Genomic DNA, 19,960 nt, shown 5'->3' with positions numbered 1-19,960 from the left:
GCTAAAGACTATGATTGTAATTCTTGCAGAAAAACCAAGTGTGGCTAGGGAGATAGCTATGCTTGTTGGAGCTAAAGCAAAAAAAGATGGCTTTATCGAAGGAAATGGATACTGTGTTACTTGGGCTATTGGTCACTTAGTATCACTAGCTATGCCTGAAGATTATGGATTTCAGGGCTTTAAAAGAGAAGCCCTGCCAATCTTACCAAGGTCTTATTTGTTACTTCCAAGAAAGATTAAAAAAGATAAAAAGTACATCTCAGATCAAGGAGCTTTAAAACAGCTTAAAATTATTGATAAACTGTTTAAAGCATGCTCTGAGATTATTGTAGCCACTGATGCAGGTAGGGAAGGAGAACTTATCGCAAGATATATTTTTCAATACCTAAACTGTACTAAACCTTTTAAAAGACTTTGGATTAGTTCACTAACTGAAAAAGCTATTAAAGAAGGCTTACAAAATCTTAGAGAAGGAAGCGAATTCGATGGACTTTTTAGAGCAGGTCACAGTAGAAGTAGAGCAGATTGGCTTGTTGGTATAAACGCTTCTCAAGCACTTACTGTTTCAATGAATGATTCGGTGTATTCTCTCGGTAGAGTACAAACACCAACCCTCAGTCTTATCTGTAAACGGTATTTAGAGAATACTTTTTTTAAGAAGCAACTGTACTATCAAATAGAACTTATTCATCAAAAAGACGGTATACTATTTAAATCGCTCTCAACTGATAAATGGGAAGATAAACAAAAAGCAGAACAAGCTTTAAAACTCTTTGACAAACAAAGTGAGGTTAAAATACAAAAAGTAGAAACCAAAACAATAAGAGAAGAGTCCCCATTTCTTTTTGATTTAACCTCACTTCAAAAAAGAGCCAATGAACTCTTTGGGTTCTCAGCAGATGAGACTCTCAGCATTACTCAGAGCCTGTACGAAAAGAAGTTTATCACGTATCCAAGAACTTCGAGTAAATACATTCCAGAGGATTTATGGGCTGAGGTTCCTAACTTATTAAAGGTTCTTTCAGATGATAGTAGATATAGTAACCTGCTTCTAAAACTAAAGATGGCAAGGCTTAATAAGAAGATAGTAAATGATGTAAAGGTTACAGATCACCATGGACTATTAACCACAGATAGACTTCCTTCAGCGATTAACGCTAAAGAAGAGAGCATTTATCATTTGATTGCTCAAAGAATATGGGAAACAGTATTTGAACCTTGTGTAAAAAAGCAAACAGAGGTAACCTTAAGTAGTTTGGATTATGAGTTTAGTTTTAAGTCTTCTTCAATAATAGAACTTGGATGGAGAGAGGTAAGAAAAGAACTTTCTACTACTGATGAGGTAGTAATAGATTTACCTGATTTACAACAAGGCGAGAATCTAAAAATTAAAGAATCAATTGCTCTTGAAAAATCAACAAGACCAAAAGCTTTATATACAGAGAGTTCACTTTTATCAGCTATGGAAAATGCATCTAAAGAAGTAGAAGATAAATCACTTCAGAGTATTATTAAAGAAGTTGGAATCGGAACAGCAGCTACAAGGGCTTCTATTATCGAAACGCTTTTAAAAAGAGACTACATCATAAGAAAAGCTAAGTCGCTTGTTCCAACAGAAAAAGGACTCAAAGTATATGAAATAGTCAAAGAAAGGCTTATTTCAGATGTACTTCTAACAGCTAAATGGGAATCTGCTTTTAAAGATATTGAAGAGAATAAAACCGATATGGAAGACTTCCATAGACAGATAGAGGATTATACCACAAAGATAACAGCAGAGCTTTTAGCTATTAAACCAGTTAATGAAACAGATCATCTATCTTGTCCAAAGTGTAAACAACATACACTTCAATTAAGAGAAAAAGTAGTGAAATGTTTAGAACCTGATTGTAATTGGGTATTGTTTAGAGAGGTCTGCGGAATTAAACTTTCAATGGATGATATCACTGACCTAATACAACAAGGTAAAACCAAGCTGCTAAAAGGATTGATAAGCAAAGCAGGGAAGAAGTTCGATGCTTACCTTATTTTAAAAGAAGATTGTACCACTGGATTTGAATTTAAAAACAAGTAACTAAAATTAAATAAAGCAAAAGGAGTTATCTAAAAATCAGGTAACTCCTTTTGATTTATACCTATTAGTGTTTATGCTTTTTAACATGTTTTTTCTGTTGCCCTGGAGCATAAGGCTTAGCTGACTTTGATCCTGTTACTTTCTTCATTTGTCCAGGAGGAACGTCATTGTTTCCATGTGATTTTATATGTACAGAACAAGAAGCTAAAAGTAAAGTCGTTAAGGCTAAGACACCTAATTGTTTAATTCTTTTCATATTTTTTGTATTACTGCTTAGTAAGATAATAAGCATAGACTTAGCTATACTTACTTTAGTTGACTAAGTAATGAAGAAACAAAAGTAAATAAATTTTAAATCCATCTGTTTAAAACTAATAAAGTAAAACAAGAAGTTATCTGATTCAGATAACTTCTTGTTTTAAAAATTAATTGAAAAACAATCAATTAGTTATTTCTAAATACATGACCATTTTCATAAGTATAATCACTCATAAAAAGATCTCTAGCAAAGCTTTCATAATCAAAGTATGATTTTACAAAATCAGATAAATCGTAACACTCATCAATGATTTGATAAGCGAAATCTTCTTCACTGTTATAATATCCTTGATAATCATCTTCAAATGATTCAAATAACGAATCTATATCATCAGATTCAATATCATGATTACCTATGCTTACCCAAGCTGAAAAAGCTTCTAAAGTATTATACTGCAAATCTGATACTTTTTCAATGATTGAAAAGATGTTTTCTGAAAGGTTACTTTCTGATATTAACTCAGATGGAATATTTTCCCAGTCTTGAAACATAAATTCAGGATCTGTTTCATCAGCGTGTAGCTCTGAACAACATTCATAAAATTCCTCAATAGAACTAAAGTTACTAAGCTCGATCCAATCTCCTTTAATTGAACTATTGTTATACTTAGCATAAGTACCAACATAAACTTTTGAGTGCATTAAATTTTCCATGATAAATAGTATTATGACCTTAGGGTCTGGTTAATTTCATGGCACTTATGTTCTGGTTTTTAGTGACGAGCATGTTTTACAAGATAAATACGCTCATAGAATGAAATGAGGAAGATTTATTGCGGTAATCCATAGGACTTGAACTTGTATGGGCTAAAAAGCTAAAAAACTTTGCCTACTGAAATAACAGTGCCTAAGGTGGGTATTGACTAATCCTGTCTAAATTTTAATACTTTTTATGTTTGTAGTTAATTTTAAATTTAAAATAATGAATAAAGGATTATTGTTTCATGAGTACAAGGAGTGTTATGTTAAAGCTAGATCAAGAAACACTGTATTAACTGATTTAGAAATAAAGAATAAAACACTCTATTTTAAAGGAGGTGGAATCATAGGTGGAATTTCAGGCATTCTGATAGTAATACTTTTATTTCCAAGGGATTTATGGTCTTTTCAACTTTTAATATTTGTTATTAGTTTATTTTCTTCAGTTTATATTTCTCTCTGTATGTTTGATATACTCAAAGCAATTAAAGTATTTCGAGATAGTAAAATGGAAAATTTGAAGAATATCCTAAAAGGAGATTGGAGAACCCAAAGTATGAAGAAAGATGAACAAGTTAACTTTAAGAATAATTTAATTGCAAAAGAGATTTTACAAAAAGATAATGAACAGAAAAATGTAATTATACTTGAAGCTGATTTAAAACACCTTCTGTCTCTTGTTGATAGAAAAAAAACAAATTTTAAAGATATTATTAGCTCAAATAGTAAAATTATAGCTTTTTTTATGGGAGGTATTTGGACTTTGTACATAAAAGAGGTAAGTAGTAATACTTCGTTGTTAAACGTAGTTTTCTTAGGTCTTACTCTTTTTGTAGCGGTGTATTTCTTTAAATGGTATATTAATAAAATAGTTTTAGATGAAGCACGCGAATGTCTAGTTATTTGCGATGAACTGACTGAAATTAAGAATGATATTATAAGAAACGAGAACTAAATTAAAATGAAGGCGTCATAAGACGCCTTCATCTGCAAAAGAGTAAAAACTCTCAGGTGTTATTATCAAATGATCTAAAAGAGCAATATCAAGTATTTGACTTGCTTGTTTAATTTTGGCAGTGATATGCTTATCAGCATCACTTGGTTGTAATTTTCCTGAAGGATGATTATGTACTAGGATAAAAGCTGTGCTTTTAGATTTTAAAAGAGCAGCAAATATCAATCTAAGATCAACGACTGTTCCAGTTATACCACCAGATGATATCTCAAGTACACCAAGTACTCTATTATTATTTGAAAGCATAAGTACTTTAAATTGTTCTAAAAGTTCAATCTTATTTTCATCCCATGCTTTTAAAGCTATTTCAAAAGCGGAGTAAGAAGAGTCTATTCTTGGTCTTTTAGATGCTTTAACTTTAGATTTGTAGATTAGTTCTATCTCTGATGCCACTAACCAATTGCTGTTTAAAACTGTAGATTCCATAATATTATATTTTTAAATTAATTATGGAGCAGCTACAGGTAATGCTTAAGCAAGCTCAAAAAGCAACGCAATAAAGTGAAGACAAGGTCAAGCATTTATGGGGGAATTTTTTGAAGGCGAACCGCGGAGCATTACCTTGCTTAGTGAGAGAATTGATAAAAAATAAAACCACTATTAGCCTGAAGGACTAGAAGATAAGTTTACTTCTTCTTATTAATCAAATGAGCTAATTCAGGATCGTTCTCAATGCGTTTTAATTCTGATTCAATAATTGACTCAATATCAAGTTTAACCTGTCTGTAATTAGCTTGAATCGTTTCATCTAAGGTATTATTACCACGAGCATCTAAAAAAGAAGTTATTTGAGGTATCTTTTTATAAGCTTTCATTTCTTTAGAAACTTTGTCATTATCAACAACTATCTCAGAATGAAATATCTTTTGATCTATTCGCTCATCAAAATTATCAGATACAGCTCCTACAAACATTCCTTGGGTAAGAGTTGATATTTTAGAAGCAGGGATGAGTGTGTCAAGCTGGGTAGAGAAGGAGGTAGAGCGATCGTTTCTATTAATAGATATACTTTGACGCTTTTGAAGTATTTTACCAAAGCGTTCTGATAGTGCTTTAGCTGTATCGCCAACAACTTGACCTGAGAAGATATTACCAACTGTGTTTTGAATTACTTTACTTTCTTTATCTCCGTAATCTCTATTAAGCTGTGAGAAATCTTGAAACCCTAAACACACAGCCACTTTATTACTACGAGCAGTAGCAATAAGGTTATCAAGTCCTCTAAAATAGATAGTAGGTAATTCATCAATAATTACTGAACTTTTAAGTTGACCTTTTTTATTGATTAGTTTTACAATACGTGAGTTATAAAGCCCAAGGGCAGCAGAGTAAATGTTTTGACGATCAGGGTTGTTGCCAACACATAGTATTTTAGGCTCTTTTGGATTATTAATATCCAAAGAAAAATCGTCTCCTGTCATTACCCAGTATAGCGATGGTGATATCATACGAGACAGTGGTATTTTAGCAGAAGCTATTTGCCCTTGTAATTGGTCTTGTGCTCCACCTTCCCATGCGTCCATAAAAGGAGAGAGGTAGTTCTCTAAATCTGAATAGGAGGTAAGGATAGTAAATACATCAGCATACTTTTTATTTAAAAGCTCAATAGCATGAGGGAACGTACAATATTTTCCATTTTGGTAAATCTTCAAAAACCATATAATAGCTGCTAAGAGTATGATTGGAGATTCTACAAAAAAGTCACCTTGTTTTTGTATCCATGAGCGGTTAAGGTTAAGCATAATGGTATAGGCCGATTCATAAGCATCAGATATATCAGTCATAAACGATGGATTAATCGGATTACAACGATGACTACGACTTGGATCATCAAAATTTATCACATAGAACTTAGGTGCAATAGCGTATTTTTCTTTGTGAAGTAATAGATGATTATATGCGATGGTCGATAAATCATCAAACTTAAAATCGTAGATATACATAGAGAATCCTTTTTCAATTTGTTGTTTGATAAAGTTATTTACCACTGCATAGGATTTACCAGAACCTGGAGTACCAAGTACGATAGTTGCTCTAAAAGGATTAACGATGTTTATCCAACCACTATTCCATTTGCTTTTATAGTAGAATCTTGAAGGAAGGTTAACAGAGTATTCATTTTCAATAAGACGAGTCTCTTGCATAAAACTTTCATTCTCAAAATTAAACACGTCTTGCATTAGGTTATCATTTAAGAGCCTACTAATCCAAGCGCCAGAGACAAGAAGCAAGATATAGCCTAAGAAAGTACTTGCTATATACAGTATAGCACTCCAAGAATATCCAAAATCAAGTAAAAAGAAATTGAAAAAGAACAAACTAAAACCAATTGTAAAAACACCTATGATTTTAGATACTGTTATCTTTTCATGTTTTACGCCTTTGCCTCCCCACAGGCTTAAAGAGAGTAAAACCAAACAAAAGAGTTTCGTATAAAGTAAATGAGAAAACAGTTCTACTGTTTGATTAAAGTTAACTAGTATTCGATCTACGACATGGTGGGTAACTCTAAGGCTTGAAAAGAAAGAATAACAGTACCAGTATAAGTGTATAAGCATTACTATAATACTTACTGCTCGCATAAATGCTAGGATTTTAGCAAGAGCTTTTAAATCGTCTTCTGATTGCATAATAAATGTAATTAAGATTAACGATTTAAAGTAGCAGTATATCAATCTAAAAGCTTGAAATTGGAATTATAAGGTATTATTTGGCTTTGATAAATAGCAAGACAGCACTATTAAAATTTGTCAATTGTATTATAATTTCTATTTTTAAAAACCAATATTAATTATTATGAACCATTTAAAAGTGAAAGACTATCTAAAAAGCAAGGGCTTTGAAGATCGTTTTATTGAATTTAAGGAGAGTACAGCCACTGTAGATGAAGCTGCAATTGCGATTGGTTGTGATAGTGACCAAATAGCAAAGAGTATAACGCTTTATTCCCCAGAAGAGGGAGCTGCTATTCTTGTCGTCGCATCAGGAAATAGTAAAATTGATAATAAAACTTTTAAAGATACTTTTGGTATCAAAGCCAAAATGCTTAAATATGAAGATGTAGAAGAATTAGTCGGTCATCAAGTAGGGGGAGTCTGTCCTTTTAAGGTAAAAGAATCAACCAAAGTCTACTTTGATGAATCTTTAAAAAAACATCAAGTACTCTATCCAGCAGGCGGTAGCGCTAATACTGTAGTCCAATTAAAACAAGAAGAACTACTTGGTTTGTGTGATTTTGTTGATTGGGTATCTGTGACAAAGTAGATTAATACAAAATTGTTTGCTATGTAATTCCAAATACGACCTCTAAGAGCCATTAGAAGTTTAGCGATATAAGTATTTCTTATTTTGACAAGAATCAAAGTAAGACACTATGGACACTATACAAACTACCACTAAAAACAAAGGAGGAAGAAAACTAAAATCCAATCCTAAAAAATACAGACATGTTTTCAGACTCACCGAATCTGAAAACCAGAGACTGCTTGCTTTGTTTACATCATCAGGAATGACAAACAAAGCAAGCTTTCTTGTTTCTATGCTTTTAGATAGACAAGTTAAAACAGTCAAAGTAGATGTTGCTGCTTTGCAATATCACGGATTACTAACTAAACTGTTTAATCAATTTAGAGCAGTAGGAGTAAACTATAATCAAATGGTAAAACTTTGTAACCAGTACTTCTCAGAAAATAGAGCCAAACGTTCTATTTCAAAACTTGAAGAGTATACCAAAGATTTATCAAAACTTTGCTATTACATTATTAGGCTTACCAAAGAGTTTGAAGACAAGCACTTAAATACTAATTTATAACTTATGATAGCTAAAATTGGTAAAGGAAGTAATCTTATAGGAGCTTTGTCCTACAATCAATTAAAAGTTGATAAAGGACAGGGCTCCGTTTTGTTTACAAATAATCTACCAGAACCCAACAACTCTTTAAAATACATAGCTCAACTTTATAAACACTTTGAACCTTATTTACTTTTAAATACTAAGACAGAAAAAGTTGTACGGCATATTTCTTTAAATCCAAATCCCAATGATAAATTATCTGATGATACATTAAATGAAATAGCCCAATACTATATGGATAGTATGGACTATGAAAATCAGCCATATATTGTCTATAAGCATAGTGATATAGAAAGAGAGCATATTCATATTGTTACCGTTTGCACAGACTTAAAGGGGAAGAAAATAAATGATAAATACGATCATTTAAAATCAATGAAAACTTGCCGTGAAATTGAAAAGAAGTTTAATCTAACCTCTTCTATAAATCAAAAAAATGAGGAAACAAAACAGATTCAATTTACACCAGTAGATTACACAAAGCACAATTTAAAAGCTCAAATAGCCTCGGTTATACGCTACTTACCCAAGTACTATAACTATGATAGCTTAACAAGTTACAATGCTTTATTATCACTCTTTAATATAAGAGCAGAAAAGGTTGAAGCAACTTATAATGAACAACCAAAACAAGGTTTAGTTTATTTTGCAATAAACGAAATAGGAGAGAAGGTAAGTAATCCTTTTAAGGCTTCCCTTTTTGGAAAAAATGCAAGTTATCAAAATCTTGAAAGTCACTTTAAAACATCAAAAGAAAAACTAAAATCTTTACCTAATAAAGAGAATCTTAAACATATAATTGAGATAGCGTTAAATACAACAAATTCACAAAAAGAATTTAAAGTAGCACTTTTAAATCATGGAATAAACGTTGTTATCTTTCAAAATAAGGACAATCGTATCTATGGTGTAACTTTTATCGATCACAACTCAAAAAGTGTCTATAAAGGTTCTGATTTAAGTAAAGAGTTATCTGCTAATACACTTAATCAAAAATGGAGTAGTACAGAAGATTATCCTCGTTCAATTTTAATACCTTCTCAACAGGCTAATACTAATGAATTAGACGAGTTACATCCAATGTTTGAGCATTTATATTCTGATACTACCAATTTTAAGAATGATGAGTTTTTATCATTGTTTAATCTTTTAAACAATAACCAAGAGATAGATTATGAAGAGTTGAGTTTTGAGAAAAGAATCAAAAGAAGAAAAAAAAGATCTTTCTGAGACAGTGCACCTAATTAGATATTCATATTATGAGCACTTTTAAAACAAATAACTATCTAAGTCAAATATAAAAGCCTGTAAACTCATTAAATTTACAGGCTTTTGTTTCGTTTTGAAACCTTTATAAGGTAATTATTCTAATTATGTTGTGGAGAAAGAGGGTTAGTCTCTTTTATCTCGTATGCTTTATAAATAGTGATGTTCACTTTTTTGATTTGGGGTGAGCACCTTATTCCGAAAGTTTTATGCTATGATTGGAATCCAATTTAATTAGTCATAAAGATAGTAATTAAAATTATCTTAATTAATTTATAAAAGCTATTTTGTTTGTTAGATGAGTTTACATAGAGAGAAAAACTATGAGAAATTATCTTTACATAAATAATAATCCAAAATTTTTAAGCGATCCTAGATAATGTATCAATTAAATAAGCATACCATAATATGCTTTTATTCCATCTGCAAGAAGTTTTCCCGCAGCCCCAATACCTATCGCCCAAGATCCATCTAAACATTTTTTTACCATTTTAGCAATCCATCCATTTGCTTTATCTCCCAATACTTTATTATCTAAATTTGGTTGTTCGTTTTCGATTATTTCTTTTAGTTCTGATATATCTTCTTGAGAAACATTATTTTTAACTAGAAGATCTTCTAGTTCTTTAAAATTCCCTTGTCTAATTTGTACATTTTTAACTTGATTATTATCCCCTACAATTATTGTAGCATTGTTACCAAATGATGTGTTGGTAATACCCCCAAGGTTTTTATTTTCTACCATTGTTACTTTTGTTTTACCAATGAAATCCTCTAATCGTTCTGCAATATTTGACATGTCAAGAAGGTTGACGGCCATATCTCTTGTATCTCCATAAATATCCTCAACAACTCTGAAGTCTGAATTTCCGTATTCCTTTCCGCTATAACTATTATGCCAGATCATACCAATTTCTCGATTGATATCATCTGCAACAGAGGAAATACGTTTAAGCCTTTTACAATGATGTCCCCTGACTTCATTTTTTATTTCATAAGAAATTTCTAAAAGTTCATTTTGGACTGTTTTATAATGTCGTAAACTATACTCTACAATCATAATAAAATCTGAGGATACTCTTTGATTCCAATATCCACTTGTTTTTACTTTTGTAATATTGTCTTCTATAGCATTAATAAAAGCAGTTACATTTTTATTTTCATTTTCTAAGTCTGAAACTATATCTTTAAACGATTGGTGAGAATAATCAGTCATCCCACCTAGAAGTCCTTTTGCCATTTACTTTATTTTATTAGTTAGGTTGACTGACATCAAGTGCATATGATACCATACCATGTTTTTTAGGAATTATTTTTACAATATTCGACTTGCCCTCTATATTTATCTTCAATGTGCCTAATTAATATTTCACATACCTCTTTATAGTCATCTTCAGTAATGGGAGATTGTTCACTTCTCCAACCTCCATGGGAGAGATCATTAATCAAGGTATAAGATTTAGTATCGTTAGGTATATTCTTTCTAATATATTCAGCAATACTCTCTTTTGCAATATCAACATTTTGAAACTTTGTTAAGGTCTCAATAATGTGTCTTATTGAGTTTGCAGTAGTATGGCTTGCTATTTCATTTTTTCTTGCGATGTTGTAAATATCCATTAAATGGTTGATATATGGAACAGTCAAATTATTATTGAAATCCTTTAGTTCGCCTTTTTTTAAAAGGAGTCTTTTGTCAATAATATTATTTGCTGCTAGAACACGCATAAAATCATTATTATGAGTGAAAATAATTAATCTCTCACGCTTTAATTTATCAATTATCTTTGAAATGTCTCGAATAACTCCGCAAACAGTATAAACGTGCGTAAAATCCATACTTGAGATAGGATCATCAATTATAAAAAAGAGTTTTTTATAATCATCTTCATTTTCTATTTTCAAATGTGCATCACCAATATAATACGCAAAAGCAATTATATTTTTTTCCCCCTCACTTAAGACATCTCTAGCTTGGTTTTTCTCAAGAGTATTATTATAAAAAATAAGCCTAAAGGTTTCTTCATCAAGCGTGTATTTATCAGAAAAAAAATAATTCAAAACTAATTTTATTGTAGAAGCAACTTTTTCTTTCTTACTGACCTTTTGTTGTTCTTTCTTTTTCTTAATCTCAAGATCAAGGGTTTTCCATTCTTCACGTAGTTTAAGAATACTTTTTATACTTGTTTTATGTTTTTCAATTAAGTTATTGTATACTGATTTACAAATTTCCTTTCTGACAGTTTTATTTTCTTCATTAATTTTATTTTTCTTTGAATTTATTGAACTGATTTTTTTATTATTTTCTTCAATACAATTATTTATTAAAACGAAATGTTTTTCAATATTTTCAATAATAAAACTCTCTATTTGAATCGATTTACTAATATCTTTTATTTTTGTTTCTATAAACTCAATAAATGATTGAATAGCTTGTTGAGCTTCTTCAATATTTAGAGAACTTAATTCTTCATCTTCACTTGATGGAATATACTTAGTTTTAAATTCATTAAATAAATTTATTTGTTTAGTATTTACAACCTCTATTTCTTTTAAGAATCTAATTAGATTTGAGAGGAATACTTTATGTTCTTTAAACTGCTTTATTACTTTTACTTCTGTATCATTTAGGTATTTAGTATAATTATCAATTAAACTAATAGCAGTCTTTTGTAATGTTTGTTCGCAAAATGGACAGCAATTATCTTTTGTTTCAGAAAACAAAGACATTCCCGTTTCAATAAATATTTGCTTATTCTTTACTTTTTCTTTAAACTCTTCTGCTAATGAACTTAAAGAAAATTCTGCATTTAAACTTTCTTTAATATCATTTAGTACTTGAAAGTTTATATTTATTAAATTTAAAGATTCAATATCTACTAAATTTTCAGGTATAGATTTTATTTTATTGTAATCTTTAAAAAGGTCATCAATACTTTTAGAAACATCAAGTAATTCATTTTCAATACCTTGAAAAATGTAATTTGGCTTCAAATAAGCATATTCACTAAGTCGTTTGATGTTTTGAATATTACTTATATTTTCTTCTACATAATTATTTATGTCATTTTCAACTTGTTCTTTTAGTTGTTCACCTTCTCTTCTAATTTTAGCAAGATTGTCTTCATCCCCTTTTAAATCAATGTTCGCTTTACCTAAAATAAAACCTTGAATATCACTATCTTTCTCATAACCCAAAACTTGAATATTCTCTTCCACATAATCTTGGTTAAACGTATGATATAAATATTTTGTTTTTGGAATTATTGGGATTTGTCCCTTTGTAAGAGAAATACTAAAATCATCTTGTACTCTTCCTTCTTTATCTATTATTTTAAAATTAAAAGTGCCATTATTTTTTCCGATTGTCAAAAGTTTATCTGTTGGACTTTTACCATTTTCATCTAAAACAAATTCTTCTTGTTTTTCTGTTAGTCTAAAAAGTCTACTCAGAAAAGTTTTACCACTTCCATTATTTGCAAATACACCTATTTTTAAGGAACTTGATTTTATTTCTTTTGATAAATTCTCGATAGGAGCAATATTCTGACACCCAATTATAGTTTTTATTTTATCATCTGCCATTGCTTCTTCTATATTTTTTGGTTTCTCTTATTATAGTGTTTTGATAAAAAAATTGATATATTTATATAATCAACAAAATCTATTCGATATAGTTTTAAAAAAAGTGATTTCTACTACTATTTTAACTTTTTTATTATTCGTTGTTAAACTCCATTTCATATCTGTCGAAATCATTATATCGATCAACTATAGCGTCGTAGTCATCTGGATTAATCATATCAAAATATTCTTCAGGAGAATAAGTTATTCTTCTCGTATAATGGTTAGAAAGATTAACTGATGTTAATGCGTTGTAACCATTTATTTTTAATTCACAAGCAGAACATTTAAATTTAGTTGGTAAAATGGATTGTCTTACAATAATACAATCTTCATTAGTTTCTATATTTTCCTTTCCGTATGGTTCTCCTAATATAGTTGCAACAGAATTACATGCTGGACAATGTACACGATGGTATCCTTTATGAGAAAGATCATTGCTGTTTTTCTCAGCTTCGGCTTTCAGCTTTTCTGTGTCTTCTTTTGATTTGTTTTCAAAAACTTTTTTATGTGCAGCAATTAGTGATTTTGTCTTTCCAATTACTTCTTCTTCTATTTCAGCCAATATAACATTAGCTTCTTTTTCAATTTCAGCGCCGAATAAAGAATTTAAACTTTCGCCTTGAAATTCAGATAGTATTTTGCAACATTTGTAAAATCCAGCAATCCATTGTGAAGTGGGATAATCTTCAAAAGCAGCTCCTCCTGTATGAAGCTCTTCGTTTCTTTGGTTAATTATTGCAGATGCAACTTTGAAATTTTGTTCTGTAAAATTTGGAATTAAAGCTTGACATAAAGATAAAACCTGAATTGTAATTAAAGATTTTTTCTTGCTTTTAGCAGTTCCTAAATTCAATGCATGTAGTAAATTTTGATGACCTGAATCTGGTTCAGCTAGGAGAGTTGGACTAACGTGTGCAATAGTTGATCTTAATAATAATTCTAAGCCCATGGCACACCATAATCCAAAGAAAGGAGCTTCCTTATCCTCTCCAAATGCTTTTTCAAAAAATAATTTTGATTTTGTAAATAATGGTTCTCTTTCCCAACTCATTATGAAATGTATATACGTTTTAAAATTCTATTTTCATTACTGTAGACAGAAGATCTTGAATGTAAAGTTCTCCAATTATCAATTATTAAAATTCCTGAATCACTCCATTTTATTCTGTGAATTTCTGAATTAGTTACAATTTTTTCAATTATGGTAATTGCTTTTTTAGCATAGGAATTTATTGCTTTCATAGTATTTGGATCAAATCTCAAGATTAAATTTCCATTCTGTTTACTTAAAATAGAACAATAAAAATTAACTCGATTTGTTTTAATTAAAAAAATAGAATTCTCTAAAATACTTATCTCTTCAGAATTTAAATTATTTAATGATTCTAATGTTATAATTAATGTTTCTGTCAAACTATTATTTTGACAACTCATTAGAACATATCTTACAGGAGTAGTCCAGAATGCTGTATCAGTATGAAAAGGAAATCTATCAAAACCATATTTGTTACTAAAAGTATCTTTTTTAGCTTCAGCTTTATTTTTAGGAGTCAAATAATCAATTAATTTGCCATTTGGGTGATTTATTATTTTTCCGATTTTACTTGAGATTTGAAGTAAAACCTCATCATTATTCGGGTAATCAAATAAAACCCAGCCATTATCTTCTAAATTCTGTTTAATTTCTTTAATATTAATCATAATAAGTTCTATTAATATTTATGGATTGATGAAAGTGGAAAAAAAACCATAAATATTTAATTTTTCAACAACATAAGATAAATCCATTTTGTATAAATTTTTTATTTAAAAAAAGCCCCTTTTTTCTCGCAATAATCAAGTAAAAAATCAATCCAATTATCATACCAATACCATTTAGACTCCACTTCAACACCAAAATTTTTCTTTTTATCTTTCGCATCATATTCTTGCCAAATTTTAGTATGACTTGACATTGAAAATTTAGGAAATCCTTTTTGTTTAATTGTGCTTACAATAGATGAAGGCAGGTGTTTCTTCTTTTCTTTTTCTTTTATCAAAATATATTCTTTATTCAATTTTTCTGCTTCGGGAGAATCAGCTGGTAAAAATTCAATAACCTTGTCAGCTTGTCCCTTTTTGTTTACTGATTTTGGTACATATAAAACTCTGTATGAATATCTAATGTTATTATAATCTTCATCACTTAAAGTTTCATCAAAATCATTAATATACGCTGAAATATTCGCAGGTAAATCTGAAAATTGTCTTAACTGAGAAGCATGTTCTTCTTTGATTGTTGAAAATTGGAGAGAAAAAGACAGATGCTTATCAATACCATATTTATCTCCAAAGATTTGTTTTATATAATCATTATAATTAAGACAACACGCTTGGAATCTAGCACTTAAATATTCATCTATTCTTGTAGTCATTTGGTGCTCAACTTCGTGTCTTAAACCAATTAAAAACTTAAGATTTGATTTTGAAATTGAATCTATCGGGCATTCTTTGTCATCAAGACATCTTTCCAATTCCCAATATTTATATGCTCCTTTTTTAGTTTTATCAAATTTTTTTCTCGCTTTAGTTTGTTTGAAATATCTGTATTCTATTTTTTTATCTCTATAGTATGCATGTAACAAATACATCCAAGAAATATTTGAAAGCACAATAAAACTTTCTGACTTAAAATTAATATTTGGATTATTAAAAATTTGTACAGCTGATAACATCGCCTCACGCGATTTGATTAATAACTCTTCTTTAACGGACCAAATTTTTCTATTTTTTGTAGATTTCATTTTAAGACAGCTGTTTTTAAAATGTCATAGAAAATGTTTTATCACAAAACAAAACATTTTCCACAACGGATTATGAAACAATAAACAACATTATTTTTCTTTTCCAAACATATTAAAACTTTCTTAAATTCTATTACGGAAATCCGTAAACCACTCAATATTTTGAGTCTATCCATTATTTCAACAAAAAACAACGACTTCGGAGTAGTTTTCCAGCCCTCTGCAAGAGCAAGTCGTTTTGAAAGCTCAAACCTCAATTTCGAGTGCCTCAAAACATAACTTGCTCTAATCTTTCGATTAGTAATTCCATCAATTTTACAACGTAAAATCTAAAGTGATTTCATAATAATAAATCACCCACTATTTGACACTAAAATGCCAAGTTTTACCAGAAGACGCCATAAATCAGATTCAGCTGGTTTATGAAGTTTCTTTGTATGTATAATCATATTTGCATAGGTAGATAGATCAGTTACAAAGTACTGATGTATCTAAAAAAGTAAGTAATGAGGTCATTACGCGCATTAGTATATAATTAGAGCAACAAGTAGTTATTTAAGTATCTATTATGCTAAGTACAAGCGTAGCTGCTTAACTATTTATGTAAAACATCACATAGAAAAGTATATAGCTAAATAGGAAATTATACATTTAATTAAGTATCTATTTAGACACATAGTTCACTACTTAACTAAGTAAAGAATTACTGAGATAGCTGACCACAAACTTACTAATGGATTGAAGTATCTATTTACTAATGCAGATAGCTAAATACATACAATTATGAAAACAAAAAAAGAACCAATTTTTGTGGCATTCTCTTCTCAAAAAGGAGGAGTTGGTAAAAGCACATTTACCACGTTAGTGGCAAGTATTTTACATTATCAAATGGATTACAACGTAGTTGTCTTTGACGCAGATTTTCCACAGTACAGTCTTGTGAAAATGAAAGAGCGAGATTTATCTATCGTTATGGAAAACGAGGTACTGAAAAAACTTGCCTATAAGCAGTTTACAACAATTAATAAAAAAGCTTATCCAATATTACAAGAGAAGGCAGATAATGTATTAAACGGTGCTAAACAGTTTATAAGTGAGTCAACTATACCAGTTGATGTAGTTTTCTTTGATTTACCAGGAACGGTTAATACCGCTGGAATCTTAAACGCCTTATCGGGAATGCATTATATTTTTACACCTATCACAGCGGATAGAGTAGTGATGGAAAGCACGCTTGTTTTTACACAACTTTTGCGAGATGTTGTGATGAAAAAATCAGAGACAGCAATACAAAGTATCAATCTGTTTTGGAACCAAGTAGATGGGAGGGAAAGTACTCCTTTGTATGATGTCTATAATCAAGCCATTGAGGAATTAGATTTCAGTTTGATGCAAAATCATATTAAAAGTAGTAGCAGATTTCGTAAGGAGAGTGAAGCAACAAGTAAGCTTGTTTTCCGCTCCACTTTACTACCACCAGATAAACGCCTCAGTAAAGCAAGTGGTTTAGACCTTTTTATAGCAGAATTTTTAACAATCATCCAATTATAATATCATGGAAAAAGAAAGCAAAAAACAACCGCATATTGATGAAGAACTAATGATGAGTCTAATGGTTGATGGAGTTAGAAAAGAAGGAATCAAAGAACCAGCTCAGGATATTGAAAAAGTAGAAGAACAGAGAAAGACAGAGGACACTCCTTTGAAGAAGAACCCTGTTTCAAAACAAAAGAAGCAAACAAAGCAATCTGTTGAAACAGATTATGAGAGTATCTTTTTTAAAAAATCAGATACCAATGCCAGAGATGGTAAGACAGTGTATATAAGACCTGAATTTCATGAAAAACTAACTCGCATCATTCACATAATAGGTGAGGACAAAATAACAATTTATGCGTATTTAGATAATTTGTTAGACAATCACTTTGATGAGTTTTCTCAACAAATTACCAAGAGTTACAATGAAAAGTATAAACCAATTTAAAACCAAAAAGCATGAAAAATCTATTTAAGAAAACAGAAGTAAAAAATGATACTAAGAAATACGAGGATCAGTTTTTAACTAATCGATTACCTGCAAATAGTAAAGGAAAAGTGGTATACATCCGCCCTGAACATCATGAAGTACTAATTCGCCTAGTTCAATTATCTAAAGGAAATAAGACAACACTTTATGCTTATATAGACAATATATTAGCACAACATCTTAAAGAACATTCGGATGATATTAAGGCTTATTTTCAAGAACATTTTAAACCAATTCTGTAATCTATGGAAATAATTATAATAATCAGTCTGGTTCTTGTTATCACTCTTCTGTTATTAGATAAAAATAAAACTAGTATACAGGAGAACCCAACTAAAACAGAAGAGCTACCTTTTAAACAAGATGTCCCTGTTAGTATTATAGGAGAAAGTAAACCAGTTGTTCTAAAACAATCACTAATCAGTCAAACAGAAGATGAAATTGATTTAGAAGAGGAAGAAAAGGAGCTACGTGAGAGTTTACAACCTGTAGATATTGAGTTTACTCAAAGGGTTAGTACCGATGAGCTTAATAGGTTTGTTAGGTCTATTGAAGAAGAGTTAATTAATGAGATTACAGTTAAGACAGCTAAAAAAATAGAAGGCTCAGAGTTATTGGAACTACTCCAACAGACACTACCTGATTCAGCTAAGACAATAGCAAAGTTATTAGATCAATCTTTAAGTGAAAAATCACCAAAGAAGGAAGAAGAAGTAATAGATAGTGAAGATTTTAATATTAATGATTTTGTGTAAAGAAAAACTGTGAAGGCGTTATAGTAAAACATACTTAACGCCTTTTTTATTACATCTTATCGCCATGAGCATCCACTAAATTCCATAATCAATTCTTCAACCTGTTTTCAAAAGACATTTACCAAAGTATCATGCAAAGGGCATGATTATAACTTACTGAATGTCATTTTTATGAAAACAAAAACAATCAAACAAAGGCTTTTCTTATTACTTATTGTACTAAGTAGTTTGCCACTCTTAGCTCAAGGAAACGGAGCTGCAGGAATCACAGAAGCTACCCAGATGGTTACTTCTTATTTTGATCCAGCCACCAAGCTTATCTATGCTATTGGAGCAGTAGTTGGTCTTATTGGAGGGGTAAAGGTGTACAACAAATTCTCAAGTGGTGATCCCGATACAAGCAAGACAGCCGCAAGCTGGTTTGGGGCTTGTATCTTCTTAATTGTAGCTGCTACAATTCTAAGATCATTTTTCCTTTAAAAGATACTATTATGAAAAAGTATAGTATAAATAAAGGCATTGGAGCTAGCGTGGAGTTTAAAGGCCTCAAGGCGCAGTACCTGTTTTACTTTGCAGGAGGACTGTTAGCTGATTTAATTCTTGTAATGGTAATGTACATGGCTGGGGTAAACAATCTCATTTGTTTAGCCCTTGGCCTTGGTACATCTGGCTATCTTGTTTACAAAGTATTTTCAATGAACAAGAAATACGGTCAGTATGGGCTTATGAAACTTCAGGCTAGAAAATACTTTCCAAAGTATATCATCTCAAGAAAGGATGTCAAAGGGTATTTCAATACAAACTTAAAACTAAGAAGCTATGAGAAATACAGCTAAGACAAACACCCTTGAGCGGATGTTTCCGATTCTATCGGTTGAGAATAACTGCATTGTTTCAAAACAAGGAGATATTACGGTTTGCTTTAAAGTGATTTTGCCTGAGATTTTTACTATCTCAGACAAGGAGTATGAGACTATTCACAGCGTGTGGTATAAAGCTATAAAAACATTGCCTGAGTTTACGGTTATTCACAAGCAAGATTGGTTTGTAAAAGAAAGTTATGAGGCTGATTTTAAAAACGTAGAACAAAGCTATCTAAGTAGAAGCTTTGAGAGGCATTTTAATGAGCGTCCCTATCTGAATCACAGTTGTTATTTGTTTATCACTAAGACCACTAAAGAGCGAATTAAAAGTCAAAGTAACTTTTCATCACTTACAAGAGGGGAGCTTATTCCAAAGCAGATTAGAGATAAAGACACCGTTCAAAGCTTTTTAGAGGCTACTGCTCAACTTGAGAAAATAGTTAATGATAGTGGACTGATTCACTTAACTAAACTAACAGAAGAGGATGTCATTGGTTCAGAAGATAAAAGCGGACTTTTAGAGCAGTACTTAACGCTAAGTTCTAGTAAAAGAGGAAGTCTTCAGGATATTGCTATAAGTAGCGATAAGGTTAGAGTAGGAGATAATCGTATCTCTTTACATACCCTTTCAAGTACAGATGATTTACCTACTGAGGTATCTTATTTATCACGCTATGAAAA

At 30.5% G+C, this 19,960-nt stretch carries 21 protein-coding genes; 12 read left to right on the top strand and 9 right to left on the bottom strand.

What is annotated here, in order from left to right; all coding sequences use genetic code 11:
* The first annotated feature begins 10 nt into the window (after window positions 1–10).
* On the top strand, window positions 11–2,074 hold the full coding sequence (locus MODO_RS17000; RefSeq protein ID WP_059051536.1) for a type IA DNA topoisomerase: 2,064 nt from the start codon (window positions 11–13) through the stop codon (window positions 2,072–2,074).
* 64 nt (window positions 2,075–2,138) lie between these two features.
* Here the strand turns inward: MODO_RS17000 and MODO_RS16995 are convergent, their stop codons facing one another.
* Together MODO_RS16995 and MODO_RS16990 are read right to left on the bottom strand one after the other, a co-directional pair.
* The gene (locus tag MODO_RS16995) at window positions 2,139–2,330 is read right to left on the bottom strand and encodes a hypothetical protein (protein ID WP_059051552.1); all 192 of its coding nucleotides are present in this window, start codon (window positions 2,328–2,330) and stop codon (window positions 2,139–2,141) included.
* 188 nt (window positions 2,331–2,518) lie between these two features.
* Window positions 2,519–3,034, bottom strand: coding sequence for an antirestriction protein ArdA (locus MODO_RS16990; protein WP_235811673.1), 516 nt, complete (start codon window positions 3,032–3,034; stop codon window positions 2,519–2,521).
* Between the two features lie 280 nt (window positions 3,035–3,314).
* On the opposite strand from MODO_RS16990, the gene MODO_RS16985 reads away from it, so the two are divergent.
* A complete protein-coding gene (locus tag MODO_RS16985; protein ID WP_235811672.1) occupies window positions 3,315–4,046 on the top strand; it encodes a hypothetical protein in 732 nt (243 codons plus the stop codon).
* 15 nt (window positions 4,047–4,061) lie between these two features.
* Here MODO_RS16985 and MODO_RS16980 read toward each other — a convergent pair whose 3' ends face one another.
* Together MODO_RS16980 and mobC are read right to left on the bottom strand one after the other, a co-directional pair.
* Window positions 4,062–4,532: a JAB domain-containing protein gene (locus MODO_RS16980; RefSeq protein ID WP_059051510.1), complete on the bottom strand. Its 471-nt coding sequence runs from the start codon at window positions 4,530–4,532 to the stop codon at window positions 4,062–4,064.
* A 200-nt stretch (window positions 4,533–4,732) separates the two neighbouring features.
* Window positions 4,733–6,736: a conjugal transfer protein MobC gene (gene mobC / locus MODO_RS16975; protein ID WP_059051509.1), complete on the bottom strand. Its 2,004-nt coding sequence runs from the start codon at window positions 6,734–6,736 to the stop codon at window positions 4,733–4,735.
* 166 nt (window positions 6,737–6,902) lie between these two features.
* Between mobC and MODO_RS16970 the strand changes: the two genes are divergently transcribed.
* From MODO_RS16970 to mobB, 3 genes are all read left to right on the top strand, one after another.
* The gene (locus tag MODO_RS16970; RefSeq protein ID WP_006266604.1) at window positions 6,903–7,370 is read left to right on the top strand and encodes a YbaK/EbsC family protein; all 468 of its coding nucleotides are present in this window, start codon (window positions 6,903–6,905) and stop codon (window positions 7,368–7,370) included.
* A 109-nt stretch (window positions 7,371–7,479) separates the two neighbouring features.
* The gene (locus MODO_RS16965; RefSeq protein ID WP_059051508.1) at window positions 7,480–7,917 is read left to right on the top strand and encodes a plasmid mobilization protein; all 438 of its coding nucleotides are present in this window, start codon (window positions 7,480–7,482) and stop codon (window positions 7,915–7,917) included.
* A 3-nt stretch (window positions 7,918–7,920) separates the two neighbouring features.
* Window positions 7,921–9,189 (top strand): conjugal transfer protein MobB, encoded by a 1,269-nt coding sequence (gene mobB, locus MODO_RS16960; RefSeq protein WP_059051507.1) that lies wholly within the window; start codon window positions 7,921–7,923, stop codon window positions 9,187–9,189.
* A gap of 424 nt (window positions 9,190–9,613) precedes the next feature.
* On the opposite strand, the gene MODO_RS16955 is transcribed toward mobB, so the two are convergent.
* The 5 genes from MODO_RS16955 to MODO_RS16935 all read right to left on the bottom strand — a co-directional run bounded on the left by MODO_RS16955 (window position 9,614) and on the right by MODO_RS16935 (window position 15,635).
* Complete coding sequence (locus MODO_RS16955; RefSeq protein ID WP_059051505.1) at window positions 9,614–10,465, bottom strand: hypothetical protein; 852 nt, start codon at window positions 10,463–10,465, stop codon at window positions 9,614–9,616.
* Window positions 10,466–10,527: 62 nt separating this feature from the next.
* The gene (locus MODO_RS16950; RefSeq protein WP_059051503.1) at window positions 10,528–12,810 is read right to left on the bottom strand and encodes an AAA family ATPase; all 2,283 of its coding nucleotides are present in this window, start codon (window positions 12,808–12,810) and stop codon (window positions 10,528–10,530) included.
* A gap of 133 nt (window positions 12,811–12,943) precedes the next feature.
* Complete coding sequence (locus tag MODO_RS16945) at window positions 12,944–13,903, bottom strand: hypothetical protein (protein ID WP_059051502.1); 960 nt, start codon at window positions 13,901–13,903, stop codon at window positions 12,944–12,946.
* Window positions 13,903–14,553 carry a TauD/TfdA family dioxygenase gene (locus tag MODO_RS16940; RefSeq protein WP_059051500.1) on the bottom strand — a complete coding sequence of 217 codons (651 nt, stop codon included), beginning with the start codon at window positions 14,551–14,553 and terminating at the stop codon, window positions 13,903–13,905. The genes MODO_RS16945 and MODO_RS16940 overlap by 1 nt, the downstream gene beginning before the upstream one ends.
* A gap of 101 nt (window positions 14,554–14,654) precedes the next feature.
* Window positions 14,655–15,635: a DUF3644 domain-containing protein gene (locus tag MODO_RS16935; RefSeq protein WP_059051498.1), complete on the bottom strand. Its 981-nt coding sequence runs from the start codon at window positions 15,633–15,635 to the stop codon at window positions 14,655–14,657.
* Between the two features lie 783 nt (window positions 15,636–16,418).
* Between MODO_RS16935 and MODO_RS16930 the strand changes: the two genes are divergently transcribed.
* The 7 genes from MODO_RS16930 to MODO_RS16900 form a co-directional block, all read left to right on the top strand.
* A complete protein-coding gene (locus MODO_RS16930; RefSeq protein WP_059051496.1) occupies window positions 16,419–17,186 on the top strand; it encodes a ParA family protein in 768 nt (255 codons plus the stop codon).
* A gap of 4 nt (window positions 17,187–17,190) precedes the next feature.
* Window positions 17,191–17,619 (top strand): DUF3408 domain-containing protein, encoded by a 429-nt coding sequence (locus tag MODO_RS16925; protein ID WP_059051494.1) that lies wholly within the window; start codon window positions 17,191–17,193, stop codon window positions 17,617–17,619.
* 11 nt (window positions 17,620–17,630) lie between these two features.
* Window positions 17,631–17,903, top strand: a complete 273-nt coding sequence (locus tag MODO_RS16920) for a DUF3408 domain-containing protein (protein WP_059051491.1) — start codon at window positions 17,631–17,633, stop codon at window positions 17,901–17,903.
* 3 nt (window positions 17,904–17,906) lie between these two features.
* Window positions 17,907–18,416, top strand: a complete 510-nt coding sequence (locus MODO_RS16915) for a hypothetical protein (RefSeq protein ID WP_059051489.1) — start codon at window positions 17,907–17,909, stop codon at window positions 18,414–18,416.
* A 171-nt stretch (window positions 18,417–18,587) separates the two neighbouring features.
* The gene (locus MODO_RS16910) at window positions 18,588–18,896 is read left to right on the top strand and encodes a DUF4134 domain-containing protein (protein ID WP_058699398.1); all 309 of its coding nucleotides are present in this window, start codon (window positions 18,588–18,590) and stop codon (window positions 18,894–18,896) included.
* Between the two features lie 11 nt (window positions 18,897–18,907).
* The gene (locus MODO_RS16905; protein ID WP_059051487.1) at window positions 18,908–19,252 is read left to right on the top strand and encodes a DUF4133 domain-containing protein; all 345 of its coding nucleotides are present in this window, start codon (window positions 18,908–18,910) and stop codon (window positions 19,250–19,252) included.
* The coding region (locus MODO_RS16900; RefSeq protein WP_155601580.1) for a TraG family conjugative transposon ATPase at window positions 19,236–19,960 on the top strand (725 nt) is incomplete at its 3' end. The genes MODO_RS16905 and MODO_RS16900, both read left to right, overlap by 17 nt.

The sequence above is a fragment of the Myroides odoratimimus genome, assembly GCF_001485415.1.
Classification (GTDB): Bacteria; Bacteroidota; Bacteroidia; order Flavobacteriales; family Flavobacteriaceae; genus Flavobacterium; species Flavobacterium odoratimimum.
This window is presented reverse-complemented; position numbering and strand designations above follow the sequence as displayed.